Genomic DNA, 14,762 nt, shown 5'->3' on the forward strand with positions numbered 1-14,762 from the left:
TTTCATTCCCGACCGCGACAAACCGGCCGCTTGCGCTATCTTGATCGCCATCATGACAAGTGTCGAAGACGCCAGGAAATTTTACGCGCAACTGATGGCGGCCAATGCCGGCTCGGCCGACCCGCGCCTCGAAGAGGCGTTTGCCACCGTGCCGCGCGAGGCCTTTCTCGGTCCCGGACCCTGGGCGGTCGTCGCCGGCAGGGCGCTCACCACCGGCAACGGCAAGATCATGACGCCGAGCGCCGATCCTGTTCACATCTATCAGGACGTGCTGGTGGCGCTCGATGCCGACAAGGGCATCAACAATGGCGAACCCTCCCTGCACGCCATGTGGATAGGCAGGATCGCTCCCAGGCCGGACGAGGCCGTCACCCATATCGGCGCCGGCACCGGCTACTACACCGCCTTGCTGGCCCGGCTGGTTGCGCCCGGCCCGGTGACCGCCTTCGAAATGGAGGCCGATCTTGCTGCCAGAGCAACAAAGAATCTCGAAACCTACGGCAATGTAAGCGTCGTCCACGGCGATGCCGTCACCGGCGATCTGCCGCCGTCCGACATCATCTATGTCAATGCCGGTGTCGTCGCACCGCCGGCTGCCTGGCTGAGGGCGCTGAAAGCGGGCGGCCGCATGATCTTTCCCTGGCGCCCGTCCCAGGGCGTCGGCCTGGCCGTAATGGTGACCCGCACCAAACAAGGTTTTGCCTGCGACCCCTTCATGCGCTCGTGGTTCATCCCCTGCGTCGGCGCCTCGGTCGCCGGTTCGGCGGCCAAAATCCCCGACCTCCAGAAGGCCGCGCGCAGCCGTTCGATCTGGCTGACATCAGACAGGGCGCCGGACCGGACCGCCACCGCCATCATCGGCGATGTCTGGTTTTCGTCGCAGGCGCTTGGCGGCGGGCGACGGCGGTAGGTACTCTTGTCGGCCGCAGCGTTTTTTTGCCAACGCCTGTCGGGCGGCCGCCGGCCTGTCCGTCCTTAGATCGAAATCCGGCCCTGACGGCGCGGATCCTGGAAAAGGAAAATCCAATGCGAAAGATCATCGCCGCTACCTTCGTCAGCCTCGACGGCGTCATGCAGGCGCCGGGCGGCCCGGAAGAAGACCCGGTTCGCGGCTTCGAGTTCGGCGGCTGGACGTTCCACTACTTCGACGAGGTGGCGGGCGTGGCCATGGAGGAATTGTTCTCTAAGCCCTTCGCCCTGCTGCTCGGCCGCAGAACCTACGACATCTTCGCCGCTTACTGGCCGTACCAGAAAGATGCCATCGGAGATGCCTTCAACCCTGCGACTAAATATGTGGCGACGCATCGGCCGGATTCGCTCACCTGGGAAAATACGCAATGGCTTGGAGAAGATATCGTCGCGGCGTTGCGCCGCCTCAAGAAGGAAGATGGGCCTGACCTGCTCATCCAGGGTTCGAGCGAGCTGATCCAGACTTTGCTCGCCAACGGGCTGATCGACGAGATCCGGTTGATGATCTTCCCGCTGCTGCTGGGCAAGGGCAAGCGGCTGTTCGATGGTGGTGCGATGCCCGCCGCTTTCAAGCTGGTCAAGTCGCAGGCCACTACCACAGGCGTCATCATGGCGACCTACGAACGCGGGGGTGAGGTCAAGGTCGGGTCGTTCGCTACGCAGAAGCCGTCAGAGGCCGAGCTCGAGCGGCGTAAGAACTGGAAGTAACAGGGACAGGCTTGGCACCTTTCCTCTCCCCCGATCGACGGGGGAGAGGAAATGCAAGTTCTGTCAAGCCGCCACAGCCCGCCGTGCCAACCCACCCCGGATATACCGCGCGAACTCCTGCGCTGCCGGCGCCGTGCCGTACTTCGGCAAATGCAGATTGATGGAAAAATTCGGCAGCGGCGGCAGCCCGGCATCAAAAGCCAGGATGTCAAGATCGGCAGGCACGGTGGAGGCCAGCCAGGCGGTGACGGCAAGGTCGGAGCGCACTGTCGCGGTCGTCGCGTCGATGTTGCCGTTCTCGAACACGGTGCGCCATTCCAGCCCGTGCTCGTTCAGCGCCGACAGCACCACCGGGCGGAAGGCGCAGGTGTCGGCGACGATCGACACCGGCAGCGGCCGCTTGGCGCGGGCGACGCCGCCCTTGGCCCCCACCCAGACCAGCCGGTCAATGGCCAGGCACTCACCGGCCGACGGGCCGACCCGTTCCTCGATGACGGCAAGGTCGATGGTGCCGGCCGCGAGGGCCGCGGCAAGGTCCGGCGAAGCCGCACAGAGCAGTGAAATCTCGACCTGCGGATAGGTCTCGGCATAGGCCTTCAGCACCGGCGCCAGCAAAGTGCCGACAAGGTCATAGGGAACACCGAGCCGCACCTGGCCGGCGACCTCGGTGCCCGCCATCTCGGCCCAGATCTCGTCATTGAGGCCAAGCAACCGTTTGCCCTTGCCGAACAGCCGCTCGCCGGGCCGCGTCAGCCGCAAGCCACGCCGGTCGCGCTCGAACAGGCTGCAGCCGAGCGCTTCTTCCAGCCGCTTGATCTGCTGGCTTACGGCGCCTTGCGTCAGATGCAGCGCGTTCGCCGCCGCCGTCATGCTGGCCTTGTCGGCGACAGTGACGAAGGTGCGGATCAGCGCTGTGTCGAGGTTGCGGATCATGGTTGGCATTATATCTGCTAATGCCAACCATCGCAAACATTGCATTTACTGAAGTATGCGGAAGTCTACCATTGGGCTTTTGATGAAGGACGCCTCATGTTGCAGCCCATCTTTCCGCTCATCCTGTTTGCCTTCGTGGCCACCGTCACGCCCGGCATCGCCACCACCCTGTCGACTGCCTCAGGTGCACAGTTCGGTTTTCGCCGTTCCGTTCCCCTATTGGTCGGCAGCGCCGCCGGTCTCGCCACCGTGACCGCTGCTGCCGCCGCCGGGCTCGCCGGTCTGCTGCTGGCCATGCCTTCGCTGCAACTGGCGATGAAAATCATCGGCTCGCTCTATCTCATCTGGCTGGCAATCAAGATCGGCCGCGCCGGGCCGCCCAATCTCGATGTGGCGATGGCAAAACCCAACAGCTTCTTCGGCGGCGCCGGCATTCAATGGATGAACCCGAAGGGCTGGGCGATGGGACTGGGGGCGGCGGCCTCGTTCGCGGCCCTTGCCGACGGGCCGGGACAACTCGCGCTGCTGCTCGGCTCGACCTTCGGCCTCACTGCAGCCGTCTCGCTGTCGATCTGGTGCGTGGCGGGCATGGTGCTGGCACGGCTGCTCGAGACCGAATGGCAATGGCGCGCGCTCAACATCGTGCTGGCGCTGGTGCTGGCTGCATCGATCATACCGATGTGGCGGGGAGCGTAAACGCAGAGGTCGGCGCCAGTACCCCCACCCGGACCTGCGGTCCGACCTCCCCACAAAGGGGAGGTAGGGGAGCGCGCACTTTACCCTCCCCCTTGTGGGGAGGGCCGCGAACGAAGTGAGCGGGGTGGGGGTCCTGGTTCGCGAAGCGAACCAGCTCTCTCCTCAGACCGCGTAGCGGGCAGCAGGCTTGTCGGCGTGCAGGCTGCCGTAGAAGACTTGCCTTGCGCCGAGGAAGGCGTCGAGCTTGGTCGCATCGGCAAGTGCCGGCACGGTGACGGCTTCGCCCCTGGATAGGCCCACAAGCGCGGCATCGACCATATCGTCGGCGGACATGATGATCTCCTTCGGCAGATTGTCGATATCGCCACCGGCGAGCTCCCAGAAATCGGTGCGGGTCGCGCCCGGCAGCACCGCCTGGACCTTCACATTGGTGCCGGCGACTTCGCGGTGCAGGGCCTCGGTGAAGTTGACGACATAGGCCTTGGTGCCGCTGTAGATGCCGCCGAACGAGGTATCATAGGCGAGCACAGAGGCGATGTTGACGATGGCGCCGCGGTTGCGCGCAAGAAGCCCCGGCAGAACGGCGCGGGTCAGGCGGGTCAAGGCGATGACGTTGACCTTGATCATGCGCTCGGCCTCGTCGGCGTCGGCCGTTGCCACCACGGCCTGGCCACCAATGCCGGCATTGTTGACCAGCAGCGTGACGCTGTCGTCGGCTGCGATCGCCTGCTCGACGCGGCGCACATCATTGTCGTCGGCAAGATCGGCTGATATCACGCTGACCTTGCGCTTGTAAGCATATCGCAGCTTTTCAGCCAGTTCCTCCAGCCGGTCGGCGCGCCGCGCTACCAGCACCAGATCGTAGCCTTGCCCGGCCAGCCGGTCGGCATAGACCGCGCCGATGCCGGCCGATGCGCCGGTGACGACTGCGGTACCCTTGTTGTCCTGTCCACTCATTGTCCTGTTCCTTTTTTCTGCCCGGCGAGACAGGTCGATGAACCCTTGTCCCGCCCTGATCTCCAATTAGTGGCATATACCACTTTCCGGGAAGTAGGCATATACCACCATCTTGTCAACGGAGGCGGCAGAAACTATTTCTGCGACAGGCCGGCAGCGGTTTTGCCGGCAAGGAGTCGTGATGAGCAAGACCGCGCTGCCGGGATTCAGCCTTTGCAACAACGCCACGCTGCGGCGCGCCGCGCGCAAGCTCGGCCGCTTTTATGACGATGTAATCTCGCCTTCGGGTCTGAAGGGCACACAGTACGGCCTGCTCTACCAGATCCATGTCAGCAACGAGCCGGCGATGGGCACGATAGCCGAAGCGATGGTCATGGACCTGTCGGCGCTCGGCCATACGCTGAAGCCGCTGATCCGCGACGGCTATGTCGACACCTTCGCCGACAAGGACGACCGCCGCGTCAAGCGGGTGCGGCTGACGCCGCAAGGCCAGGCCAAGCTCGAGGAGACGACGAAATTGTGGACCATTGCCCAGCAGCGCTTCGAGGCGCTGGTCGGCCAGCAGCGAGCGGCAGATCTGCGCGCTATGCTGGATGAAGTCGCGGCGCTGGAGTACGACGTGCCGGCGGCCGCCCCTTCAAGCTGAAAGAGCGGCCGCCGGTCCTTTGCAAAGATCTATTCGGCCGGCATGGCGACCGGCCGGGCCGCCCAGCGGCCGGCCAGCACCACGCCAAGCCCGATCAGCGGGAAGATGGCGGCGACCAGGCCGAGATCGGCCGGCACGCCGTAGCGCAGCACGGCGCCGCCGACCACAGCACCCAGCGCCACGCCGAGATAGAGGGCCGAAGCGTTGAGCGACAGCACGATCGGGGCGGCGTCGGGCGCCAGCTTGATGATGCGGCTGGCCTGCGCCGGCGGAAATGCCCAGCCGACCATGCCCCACGGCACCATCATGGCCATCAATGCCGGCCCGGCGAGATGCTGCGGCAGGAAGGTCGGGATGACCGAGAGCATCACCAGCATGACGGCGCTCAGCGCCAGAGACCAGCCGACGGTGCGCGTCGCACCAAAACGGTCGGCCGCCTGGCCGCCGGCTATGTTGCCGATGACGGCGCCGACACCGAAGGCGAGCAGCATGCCGGGCAGCGCAATCGGGCTGAGGCCGCCGCTCTGGATGGCCAGCGGCGCGATATAGGAAAACACCGAGAAGGCGCCGATCAGGGCAAGAGCGGTGGTCAGCAGGATCGGCATGACGCCGGGGCGCAGCGCCGCAGCCAGCCGCCGCCTGAGCGGCAGCTTGGTACCGACAATGCCGCGCGGCAGCCGGTACCACAGGATGGCGCCGACCAGCGCGCCGAGCCCGGCAATGGCAAAGAAGGTCCCGCGCCAGCCGGCTATCGTGGCAACCAGCGCGCCGAGCGGTGCACCGAGCGCAACCGCCACCGTGGTTCCGCCGACGACGACGGCAATGGCCCGCGCCCGGTGGTGGTCATCGACCAGCGCCACCGCCGTGCCTTGAGCGGTCGCGGCAAACAAGCCTGACGACAGCGCCATGATGATGCGGGCAATGAGCAGCAGTTCGAAGGACGAGCTCAGCGCCGCCACCACATTGCCGATGACGAAGAACGCCAGCGTCCACAAGATGACGCGGCGCCGGTCCCATTCGCCGGTCAGCGTTGCCAGGATCGGCGTGCCGATGGCGTAAGCCAGCGCGAAGGCGGTGATCAGCGTGCCGGCGAGCGGAATGGAAATGCGGGCGTCGGTGGCGATATCAGGCAGCAGGCTGGAGATGACGAAGCCTTCGGTCGAGATCGTGAACGATCCGAGCGCAAGCCAGAAGAGGCGCTTGTCCATAGGGCGTGTCCTTAGTTCAAAACTTATTGAACAATTGGACATAACAGGACATGATGTCAATGAAGCCAGGTGAAAATAGCTGAAGCCTGCTGACAGCCCTGTGTCAGGACAGCCATTGGGCCAATCGCGAAAACGGACTGTGCATGCCCGCGAAAGATCGACGCGTTGAAATCGCCACCGACTGTGCTTAGTTTCGGGCCATGACTTTGCCGCACCCCAATACAGACCAGATCAGCCTGCCGGTTGTGCTCGGCGTGCTTGGCGACCCGACCCGGCTCGCCATCGTGCGCTATCTCGCCAGCAAGGAAGGCGTGCCGCTGAACTGCAGCCGGTTCCTCGACCTCGGCTCCAAGACCAATCTCAGCTATCACCTGGCCAAACTGCGCGAGGCCGGCGTCACCCGCGCCGAGGTGGCCGGCACCAACCGGATGATCACGCTGCGCCGCGCCGACCTCGACGCCCGCTTCCCCGGCCTGCTCGATAGCGTGATTGCGGCGGCCGGAGATGATCCGGCACTGCCCATCGTCGGTGGCCACGACATCGAAATGCCGGGCTAACCGGTTCAGAGGTCAAGGTCCTAGCGCTGCCAAAAACCGATATGCGGGGCGAGGAGCTCCTCGTCCATCTCGGGGAAGGGTCCGTGGACCTCGACCGGTTTCTGCCCGGAGCCGAGGACTGTGCGCGACGAGAGGTTCATCGTCGGGTTCTCGGCGTGGTTGCCGGTCAGCGCGAGAAGCTTGGTCTCCTCGAAGCCGTAGACCAGCCGGCCGATATTGGCCCAGTACAGCGTTCCCGTGCACATCGCACAGGGCTCGCCGGTTGTGACCAGCGTGCAGGACCAGAGGAATTCCGGCGGATAGGCGTCCGCGGCACGCCGGGAGAGCTCGGTTTCGGCGTGGCGCACGGTGTTGATGTTTCCTTGCCGCATCAGGATGCGATCGTCGGGGCCGACGAGCACGCAGCCGAAAGGATGGTGCCCATGCGCGGCAGTCTCGCGCGCGACGTCATTGGCGGCGCGGAGGTGGGCAACCATCTGGTCGCGGGTCATCGCCTGGTCCCTCCCCAGATGAACTCTGGAACGGCGTGGACGCTAGCAGATGGAGTGCTTCCGCGATAGCCAGCTCCCGGCTGTCTCGAACGATCTCAAAGGCTTGATAATGAAGGCAGCGCCTTGATAGGAAGACGGGCCGCAAGCCTCCAACGGGGCTGCACCAAGGAGCCCGCCGCATGCGCATTGCCGTTCTCGCCGACATCCATGGCAATGTGCTGGCGCTGGATGCCGTGCTCGCCGATCTGGCGCGGCGCGGCGGCGCCGATCTAACCGTCAACCTGGGCGACTGCGTCTCCGGTCCGCTTTGGCCGCGCGAGACGTTCGAGCGGCTCGAAGCGCTCGACCTGCCGACTGTGCGCGGCAACCATGACCGCCGCGTCGCCGTCGATCCGGCCGACGATACGATGTGGGCTTCTGACCGGTACGCCCAGGAGCGGCTGACGGAGACGCAGCGCGAGGCGCTGTTCGCCCTGCCTTTCACGCTGGAGATTGTTCCCGGCGTGGTCGCTTTCCATGCGCGGCCCGACCATGACGAGAAATACCTGCTCGACGCGATCGTCGATGGCCAACTGGTGCGCGCGCCGCTTGCCGCTATTCAGCGGCGGTTGCAGGCGCTGGACCCGGCCTGCCGCATCGTGCTGTGCGGCCACAGCCACCGCGCGGAACTGGTCCGTATCCCCGGCGGCCCCTTGCTCTTCAATCCCGGCAGCGTCGGCGCCCCCGCCTATGAAGATGACACGCCCCCGGCGCATGTTTCGGAGCAAGGCAGCCCGCATGCGCGCTACGGCATCCTCACCTTGGATGGCGATGGTCCAGACCGTTTCGAGACCATCGCCGTCGACTACGACCACGAAGCGGCGGCGAGACAGGCCGCACAGGCGGGCCGACCGGAATGGGCGCATGCGCTGAGGACCGGCTTCATGCCGAAACCCTCTTGGCAAGGCTCCGCTTGACCGCATGGCTGCGCCCTGCTTCCGCCTCGCGGCACCAAACATCGGACGCATTTTCAGACTTACATGGCCGCGTATCGTCCCTTATAAAACCGCCTTGGCATACGGCAGGACTGCTGCCGCAAGGGTAATCGGCGCACGGCCAAATGATGAGGCGCACAATCCGAACCATTTTGCATCGACTGACTGGCGCTCCGCTCCTGCGGGCAGCCCGGTTGTTGGCGGGTCCGTTGGTGGTGGGCCCGTTGTTGGTGAGCTTGCCGGCCAATGCCGAGGACGCGCCTGCTGACATCGTTTCCATAGTGACCGAGCTCGGCCCAGGCGATCTCCTCAACATCCGCGCCACGCCGTCGCCGGTCGGCAGAACCCAGGCGCGTCTGCCGATCGGCTCGAGCGTCAGGAATTTCGGCTGCAACGAAGTGGACGGCCACCGCTGGTGCAAGGTCGAGGAGATTGACAATCCACTGGTCAAAGGCTGGGCGCCCGCGCGCTATCTTATCCCCGACAACCCGACCGTGGTCGAAGTTGACGCCGCGCCGCCCCAGGTGACCGCCAGCGCTGAAGCCGGCGGCCCGGCGCTCGCGCCCGACATGCCGACGCAGCCGGCCGACGTGGCCGCAGCGCCCCCGACAACTGCACCCGCCGCCTCTGCCGCTCCGGCTGCACCCACTCAGCCTCCACCCACCCCGGCTGCACCCGAGCCGGCCCCACTCGACCTGACGGAGCGCCTTGGCGGCACGGATCCAGGCGCACCGAAATCCGCCGCCGAGATCGGCAGGACCGCCATGCAGGATGCTTATGGCCTCGCCTTCGCAGCCAATGAAAGCCCGACGACGGGCGAGATCGCTGCCACGGAGGCTCCGGCGACGGAGACCACAGGGAAGCCGGTACAGGATTCCGCCGCGAATGCGGAAGTCGCACCAGATGCGACGTCCGCGCCGGGGGTACCATCCCCGACGCCACGGCCGGACCAGGCCAAAGCTGCGACCGCTACGCAAACCGATGCACGGCTGGAACCCCCGCCCGCCCTCGGCGCCGCCGCCGATATCCCCTGCGCCCGTTATGTCGGCCAGCCGATGACCCGCTGCGCCGTCAACATCGTCCACAATGGCGCCGGCAAGGCAGACATCACCGTGACCTGGCCCGATGGCGGCACGCGCGTCATCTCCTTCAATGCCGGCATGCCGGCCGGCTCGGATTTGGGCAAGGACTTCCGCTTCACAAGGGAAGGCAGCCTCAACATGATCCGCGTCGGGGTATCCGAGCGGTTTGAGATTACGGATCAGCTCGCGCTGGGGGGTTAGGTGTCAGGCAGTAGGGAATGGGCAATAGGCGCCTTAACCTCGCTCCTGCCTAATCCCCACTGCCTGATCCCTACTGCCTAATCCCTACTGCCTAATCCCTACTGCCTAGCCTCATTTTCGGGGTTACATCTCCCAAAACTCTTCCCTATAAGGCCCTCCTAGCCTGATACCAGAATCGCAAGCACAACCGGCCGGGTCTTCCCGTCCCGGTTTTTCGTGCAAGCCGCTCGCCGAACGGAACTCACAACGATGCCAAGACGCACCGACATCAAGTCGATCCTGATCATCGGGGCCGGCCCCATCGTCATCGGCCAGGCCTGTGAGTTCGATTATTCCGGCACACAGGCCTGCAAGGCGCTGAAGGAAGAGGGCTTTCGCGTCATCCTGGTCAATTCCAACCCGGCCACCATAATGACCGACCCGGAACTGGCCGACGCCACCTATATCGAGCCGATCACGCCTGAAGTCGTCGCCAAGATCATCGCCAAGGAGCGGCCCGACGCGCTGCTGCCGACCATGGGCGGCCAGACCGCGCTCAATACTGCTCTGTCGCTGCGCCGCATGGGCGTGCTCGAACGCTACAATGTCGAGATGATCGGCGCCGACGCCACGGCGATCGACAAGGCCGAGGACCGGGCGCTGTTTCGCGAGGCGATGAAGAAGATCGGCCTGGAAACGCCGAAGTCGATGCTTGCCAATGCCACCGATGTCAAGAACGCCGACCGCAAGACGCACGAGGCCGAGCGCGCCGCCGTAAAGGCCGAGGCGCCTGCCGACCTCGATGCCGCGCTCGACGCGCTGGAAACCCGCTGGAACCTCGGCGAAGGCGACCGCAAGCAGCGCTACATCAGCCATGGCATGGCGATTGCCGCCCAGGCGCTCGACCATGTCGGCCTGCCCGCCATCATCCGCCCGTCTTTCACCATGGGCGGCACCGGCGGCGGCATCGCCTACAACCGCGCCGAATTCTACGACATTGTCCAGTCCGGCCTCGACGCCTCGCCGACCACCGAAGTGCTGATCGAGGAAAGCGTGCTCGGCTGGAAGGAATATGAGATGGAGGTCGTCCGCGACAAGGCGGACAATTGCATCATCGTCTGCTCGATCGAGAATATCGACCCGATGGGCGTACACACCGGTGACTCGATCACCGTCGCGCCCGCGCTGACCTTGACCGACAAGGAATACCAGATGATGCGCAACGCCTCGATCGCGGTGCTGCGCGAGATCGGCGTCGAGACCGGCGGCTCCAACGTGCAGTTCGCCGTCAACCCGGCCGATGGCCGCCTCGTCGTCATCGAGATGAACCCGCGCGTCTCGCGCAGTTCCGCCTTGGCTTCGAAGGCGACCGGCTTCCCCATCGCCAAGATCGCGGCAAAACTCGCCGTCGGCTACACGCTGGACGAGCTGGAGAACGACATCACCGGCGGCGCCACGCCCGCCTCCTTCGAGCCGAGCATCGATTACGTCGTCACCAAAATCCCGCGCTTTGCCTTCGAGAAATTCCCCGGCGCCGAGCCGGTGCTGACCACCGCCATGAAGTCTGTCGGTGAAGTCATGGCCATCGGCCGCACCTTCCAGGAGTCCCTGCAGAAGGCTTTGCGTGGATTGGAAACCGGCCTCACCGGCCTAGACGAGATCGAGATCCCCGGCCTCGGCCACGGTGCCGTGGCTGCCAACCACGCCGACGACCGCAACGCCATCCGCGCCGCGCTCGGCACGCCGACGCCCGACCGGCTGCGCATGGTGGCGCAGGCGATCCGCATGGGCACCTCGCTGGAAGACGTGCACGCCATGTGCAAGATCGACCCGTGGTTCCTCGAACAGATCGCCGGCATCGTTTCCATGGAAGCCCGCATCCGCGAGCACGGCATTCCGCAAGACGCCGTCAATCTGCGCATGCTGAAGGCGATGGGCTTCTCCGATGCCCGCCTCGCCTCGCTGACGAAGACCGACGCCGAAGTGATTGCGAAGATTCGTGAAAAGCTCGACGTTCATCCGGTTTATAAGCGCATCGACACTTGCGCGGCCGAGTTCGCCTCGCCCACCGCCTACATGTACTCGACCTACGAAGTGCCCTTCGCCGGCGCGCTGGCCAATGAAGCGCAAGTGTCAGCGCGGAAAAAAGTCGTCATCCTTGGCGGCGGTCCGAACCGCATCGGCCAGGGCATCGAGTTCGACTATTGCTGCTGCCATGCCGCCTTCGCGCTGCGCGACGCCGGCTATGAAGCGATCATGATCAACTGCAACCCCGAGACCGTCTCGACCGACTACGACACCTCCGACCGGCTCTACTTCGAACCGCTGACGGCGGAGGACGTGCTGGAGATCCTGCGCGCCGAACAGGCCTCGGGCGAACTGGTCGGCGTTATCGTCCAGTTCGGCGGCCAGACGCCGCTGAAGTTGGCCGATGCGCTGGAGAAGGCCGGCATCCCGATCCTCGGTACGTCGCCCGACATGATCGATCTCGCCGAAGACCGCGACCGCTTCCAGAAGCTGCTTCATAAGCTCAACCTCAGCCAGCCGAAGAACGGCATCGCCTATTCGGTCGAGCAGGCGCGCCTAGTCGCCGGCGAGCTCGGCTTCCCGCTGGTGGTGCGCCCCTCCTATGTGCTCGGCGGCCGCGCCATGCAGATCATCCATGACGAAGGCATGCTGCAGAGCTACCTGCTCGACACCGTGCCCGGCCTGGTGCCGGAGGACATCAAGCAGAAATACCCCAACGACAAGACAGGCCAGATCAACACGCTGCTGGGCAAGAACCCGCTTCTGTTCGACACCTATCTCTCCGGCGCCATCGAGGTCGATGTCGACTGCCTCTGCGACGGCAAGTCGACATTCGTCTCAGGCATTCTGGAACACATCGAGGAGGCCGGCATCCACTCCGGCGACAGCGCCTGCTCGCTCCCCGTTCACTCGCTGCCTTCCGAGCTGGTCGACGAGCTGGAGCGCCAGACGGCGGCCCTTGCCCGCGCGCTCAATGTCGGCGGCCTGATGAACGTGCAGTATGCGATCAAGGACGGCACGGTCTATGTGCTGGAGGTCAATCCGCGGGCATCGCGCACCGTGCCCTTCGTCGCCAAGACCATCGGCCGTCCCATCGCCAAGATCGCCGCCCGCATCATGGCCGGCGAGACACTTGAAGATGCCTTCGCCCATTACGGCGCCATGCCCGACCCCAGGAACCCCGGCCACATAGCGGTCAAGGAAGCCGTCTTCCCCTTCGCCCGCTTCCCCGGCGTCGACATATTGCTTGGCCCGGAAATGCGCTCGACCGGCGAAGTCATGGGCCTCGACCGCGACTTCGCGCTCGCCTTCGCCAAGAGCCAGCTCGGCGCCGGCGTTGATCTCCCCCGCTCCGGTACGCTGTTCGTCTCGGTGCGCGACGAGGACAAGGCCGGCATCCTGCCGGCGGTCAAGCGCCTCGCCGGCCAGGGCTTCAAGGTGTTGGCGACATCCGGCACGGCCCGCTTCCTCGCCGAAAACGGCGTCGACGCGCAGAAGATCAACAAGGTGCTGGAGGGCCGCCCCCACATCGAAGACGCCATCCGCAACCGCCAGGTCCAGATCGTCTTCAACACCACGGACGGCCAGAAGGCGGTGTCAGACTCAAAGTCGCTGCGCCGCGCCACGCTGATGCAGAAGGTGCCGTATTACACGACGCTGTCGGGCGCTGCGGCTGTGGCGGAAGCGATTGCGGCGCTGAAGGCGGGGAGCCTGGAGGTCAGGCCGCTGCAAGAGTATTTTGCGTAGGCGATATGCCTATCTCTCACTGTGAGGAGACAAAAGGTAGGCCGAAGGACGGCACAGGTCCAGCAAACATCGCGCCTCTGTGGAAACCTTGCGCCCAGCCCACGCGTCCATCGGCGCCTGGCAACACCTGATTCTCCAGATCAACCTACAATTTCAACCTGCTTAGAAAACTCCAAAAATGTAGGCTGGTGAATTTGCTTAAGTGATTCAATAACACCTACAAAATCTGGGACCGATTTCTGTACAGCGACCCCAGTTGGCTTGATGAGGGCGGCGGAAGGCAAAGGCTGACGATGCGCCGATCCAGCTTCCCTCACAAGGGAGGAGGAAACCTCACCCCACTGCCACACACTCGATCTCGATGTCGAACTCCATCGGCCATGACGCCACCGGCACGAAACTCCGCGCCGGCGGGTTGACGCTGAAATACCTGGCATAGACCCGGTTGATGGCGTTGTAGAAGCCGGAATTGACTGCGTAGATGCGCACCATCACCACATTGTCCAGCGAAGTGCCGGCCGCTTCCAGGCAATGCTTCAGCGCCTTCAGCCACGCCTCGGTCTGGGTTTCGATGTCGCCGCGCACCATCTCGCCGGTCACCATGTCCACAGGCGGCGTCGCCGAGATGAACACGAAGCCATTGGCCCTCACCGCCGTCGAGCAGGGCAGCCCGAGCGCCCGCACCTTGGCCGACATGACGGGCACTTCGATGACTTCTTTTTTCACGGTGATGCTCCCTTTGTTTGCCAAGCTGGCGCCAAGGCCCCCTCACCAGCCTCCGCTTCGCTCGGCTGACCTCTCCCCGAGGGGAGAGGAGCCGGTCAGCGCCAGCGCTTCCCTCTTCTCCCCAGCGGGGAGAAGGTGGCCGCGAAGCGGTCGGATGAGGGGGCCGGCGCCACCTTTAATCGTGAGGAACTTATCCCCCCACCCAGCGAACACCAGCGCCGAAGCATGGTCCAGCCCTCACCCCTGCCCCGGATACAGCGTCCCGTCCTTGTGCAGAAACCTGCCATCCGAACTCGGGCTCATCATGTCGATGTCGGAGCAAGTGATGAGATCATCCGGATTGCGCGAGCCGACCTCGAGATAGCGCGCCGTTGTGGACGAGCGGTTGATCATGTGGTGGCCGTTGCCACTGTTCTTGGCAAAGGTCGCGCAGTCGCCGGCCTTGAGCAGCGTCTCGCCGCCATCCTCGACCAGCACCAGTTCGCCTTCCAGCACATAGACGAGCTCGTCCTCATGGCTGTGCCAGTGCCGCTGGCTCGACCAGCCGCCTGATGGCAATGTCATCAGGTTGACGCCGAAATCGGTGAGGCCGCCGGCATCGCCGAGGCGGTGGCGTGTGCGCTCGGCGCAAGGGGCGTCGAAGGGCGCGGGGTAGCCGGAGCCCTTGCGGACAGGCACGGTGGACAGGTCGATCTTGGGCATGGGAGCTCCATTGAATTGGTGGCGGCAGTGTATGTCACTGCCGGCGCAGCCACAGAGCCACTTTGCCGCAATGCCTTGCCAACGGCAGGCATCGGCCGTCGCACTCTACGGCGCCCCCCTCTGTCCTGCCGGACATCTCCCCCACAAGAAGGGAGATTG

Annotated in this window: 14 protein-coding genes; 8 read left to right on the forward strand and 6 right to left on the reverse strand. The window is 64.8% G+C overall.

Features of this window, described 5'->3' with window-relative positions; translation table 11 throughout:
* Positions 1–52 precede the first annotated feature (52 nt).
* On the forward strand, positions 53–910 hold the full coding sequence (locus tag ACYG9V_RS27040) for a protein-L-isoaspartate O-methyltransferase family protein (RefSeq protein ID WP_023821924.1): 858 nt from the start codon (positions 53–55) through the stop codon (positions 908–910).
* Positions 911–1,026: 116 nt separating this feature from the next.
* A complete protein-coding gene (locus ACYG9V_RS27045) occupies positions 1,027–1,677 on the forward strand; it encodes a dihydrofolate reductase family protein (protein ID WP_352762300.1) in 651 nt (216 codons plus the stop codon).
* A 63-nt stretch (positions 1,678–1,740) separates the two neighbouring features.
* On the opposite strand, the gene ACYG9V_RS27050 is transcribed toward ACYG9V_RS27045, so the two are convergent.
* A complete protein-coding gene (locus ACYG9V_RS27050; protein WP_373420136.1) occupies positions 1,741–2,619 on the reverse strand; it encodes a LysR family transcriptional regulator in 879 nt (292 codons plus the stop codon).
* A gap of 87 nt (positions 2,620–2,706) precedes the next feature.
* On the opposite strand from ACYG9V_RS27050, the gene ACYG9V_RS27055 reads away from it, so the two are divergent.
* Positions 2,707–3,306: a LysE family translocator gene (locus ACYG9V_RS27055; RefSeq protein WP_023689744.1), complete on the forward strand. Its 600-nt coding sequence runs from the start codon at positions 2,707–2,709 to the stop codon at positions 3,304–3,306.
* A gap of 162 nt (positions 3,307–3,468) precedes the next feature.
* Here ACYG9V_RS27055 and ACYG9V_RS27060 read toward each other — a convergent pair whose 3' ends face one another.
* On the reverse strand, positions 3,469–4,263 hold the full coding sequence (locus ACYG9V_RS27060; protein WP_023689743.1) for an SDR family NAD(P)-dependent oxidoreductase: 795 nt from the start codon (positions 4,261–4,263) through the stop codon (positions 3,469–3,471).
* Between the two features lie 181 nt (positions 4,264–4,444).
* Here ACYG9V_RS27060 and ACYG9V_RS27065 point away from each other — a divergent pair, with 181 nt between their 5' ends.
* Positions 4,445–4,909 carry a MarR family winged helix-turn-helix transcriptional regulator gene (locus tag ACYG9V_RS27065; protein WP_023689742.1) on the forward strand — a complete coding sequence of 155 codons (465 nt, stop codon included), beginning with the start codon at positions 4,445–4,447 and terminating at the stop codon, positions 4,907–4,909.
* A 29-nt stretch (positions 4,910–4,938) separates the two neighbouring features.
* On the opposite strand, the gene ACYG9V_RS27070 is transcribed toward ACYG9V_RS27065, so the two are convergent.
* Positions 4,939–6,117 carry an MFS transporter gene (locus ACYG9V_RS27070; RefSeq protein WP_023683782.1) on the reverse strand — a complete coding sequence of 393 codons (1,179 nt, stop codon included), beginning with the start codon at positions 6,115–6,117 and terminating at the stop codon, positions 4,939–4,941.
* 200 nt (positions 6,118–6,317) lie between these two features.
* On the opposite strand from ACYG9V_RS27070, the gene ACYG9V_RS27075 reads away from it, so the two are divergent.
* Entirely contained in the window at positions 6,318–6,674 is a 357-nt protein-coding gene (locus tag ACYG9V_RS27075; RefSeq protein WP_023689740.1) for an ArsR/SmtB family transcription factor, read from the forward strand.
* 20 nt (positions 6,675–6,694) lie between these two features.
* On the opposite strand, the gene ACYG9V_RS27080 is transcribed toward ACYG9V_RS27075, so the two are convergent.
* Positions 6,695–7,165: a nucleoside deaminase gene (locus tag ACYG9V_RS27080; protein ID WP_023691527.1), complete on the reverse strand. Its 471-nt coding sequence runs from the start codon at positions 7,163–7,165 to the stop codon at positions 6,695–6,697.
* A 179-nt stretch (positions 7,166–7,344) separates the two neighbouring features.
* Between ACYG9V_RS27080 and ACYG9V_RS27085 the strand changes: the two genes are divergently transcribed.
* The 3 genes from ACYG9V_RS27085 to carB all read left to right on the forward strand — a co-directional run bounded on the left by ACYG9V_RS27085 (position 7,345) and on the right by carB (position 13,175).
* Positions 7,345–8,121 carry a metallophosphoesterase family protein gene (locus ACYG9V_RS27085; protein WP_023705854.1) on the forward strand — a complete coding sequence of 259 codons (777 nt, stop codon included), beginning with the start codon at positions 7,345–7,347 and terminating at the stop codon, positions 8,119–8,121.
* 248 nt (positions 8,122–8,369) lie between these two features.
* Positions 8,370–9,422 (forward strand): SH3 domain-containing protein, encoded by a 1,053-nt coding sequence (locus ACYG9V_RS27090; RefSeq protein ID WP_352762729.1) that lies wholly within the window; start codon positions 8,370–8,372, stop codon positions 9,420–9,422.
* Between the two features lie 249 nt (positions 9,423–9,671).
* The gene (gene carB / locus ACYG9V_RS27095; protein WP_023705856.1) at positions 9,672–13,175 is read left to right on the forward strand and encodes a carbamoyl-phosphate synthase large subunit; all 3,504 of its coding nucleotides are present in this window, start codon (positions 9,672–9,674) and stop codon (positions 13,173–13,175) included.
* Between the two features lie 333 nt (positions 13,176–13,508).
* On the opposite strand, the gene ACYG9V_RS27100 is transcribed toward carB, so the two are convergent.
* A complete protein-coding gene (locus ACYG9V_RS27100) occupies positions 13,509–13,901 on the reverse strand; it encodes a RidA family protein (protein WP_352762301.1) in 393 nt (130 codons plus the stop codon).
* A gap of 237 nt (positions 13,902–14,138) precedes the next feature.
* Entirely contained in the window at positions 14,139–14,603 is a 465-nt protein-coding gene (locus ACYG9V_RS27105; RefSeq protein ID WP_352762302.1) for a cupin domain-containing protein, read from the reverse strand.
* Positions 14,604–14,762 lie beyond the last annotated feature (159 nt).

It is taken from the genome of Mesorhizobium sp. W016, assembly GCF_054719485.1.

Bases quoted from the DNA above. Each gene is read 5' to 3' on its own strand.
- ACYG9V_RS27055 (WP_023689744.1), top strand. From the start codon at position 2,707: ATGTTGCAGCCCATCTTTCCGCTCATCCTGTTTGCCTTCGTGGCCACC.
- ACYG9V_RS27060 (WP_023689743.1), bottom strand. From the start codon at position 4,263: ATGAGTGGACAGGACAACAAGGGTACCGCAGTCGTCACCGGCGCATCG.
- ACYG9V_RS27050 (WP_373420136.1), bottom strand. From the start codon at position 2,619: ATGCCAACCATGATCCGCAACCTCGACACAGCGCTGATCCGCACCTTC.
- ACYG9V_RS27075 (WP_023689740.1), top strand. From the start codon at position 6,318: ATGACTTTGCCGCACCCCAATACAGACCAGATCAGCCTGCCGGTTGTG.
- ACYG9V_RS27045 (WP_352762300.1), top strand. From the start codon at position 1,027: ATGCGAAAGATCATCGCCGCTACCTTCGTCAGCCTCGACGGCGTCATG.
- carB (WP_023705856.1), top strand. From the start codon at position 9,672: ATGCCAAGACGCACCGACATCAAGTCGATCCTGATCATCGGGGCCGGC.
- ACYG9V_RS27080 (WP_023691527.1), bottom strand. From the start codon at position 7,165: ATGACCCGCGACCAGATGGTTGCCCACCTCCGCGCCGCCAATGACGTC.
- ACYG9V_RS27065 (WP_023689742.1), top strand. From the start codon at position 4,445: ATGAGCAAGACCGCGCTGCCGGGATTCAGCCTTTGCAACAACGCCACG.
- ACYG9V_RS27105 (WP_352762302.1), bottom strand. From the start codon at position 14,603: ATGCCCAAGATCGACCTGTCCACCGTGCCTGTCCGCAAGGGCTCCGGC.
- ACYG9V_RS27085 (WP_023705854.1), top strand. From the start codon at position 7,345: ATGCGCATTGCCGTTCTCGCCGACATCCATGGCAATGTGCTGGCGCTG.
- ACYG9V_RS27070 (WP_023683782.1), bottom strand. From the start codon at position 6,117: ATGGACAAGCGCCTCTTCTGGCTTGCGCTCGGATCGTTCACGATCTCG.
- ACYG9V_RS27040 (WP_023821924.1), top strand. From the start codon at position 53: ATGACAAGTGTCGAAGACGCCAGGAAATTTTACGCGCAACTGATGGCG.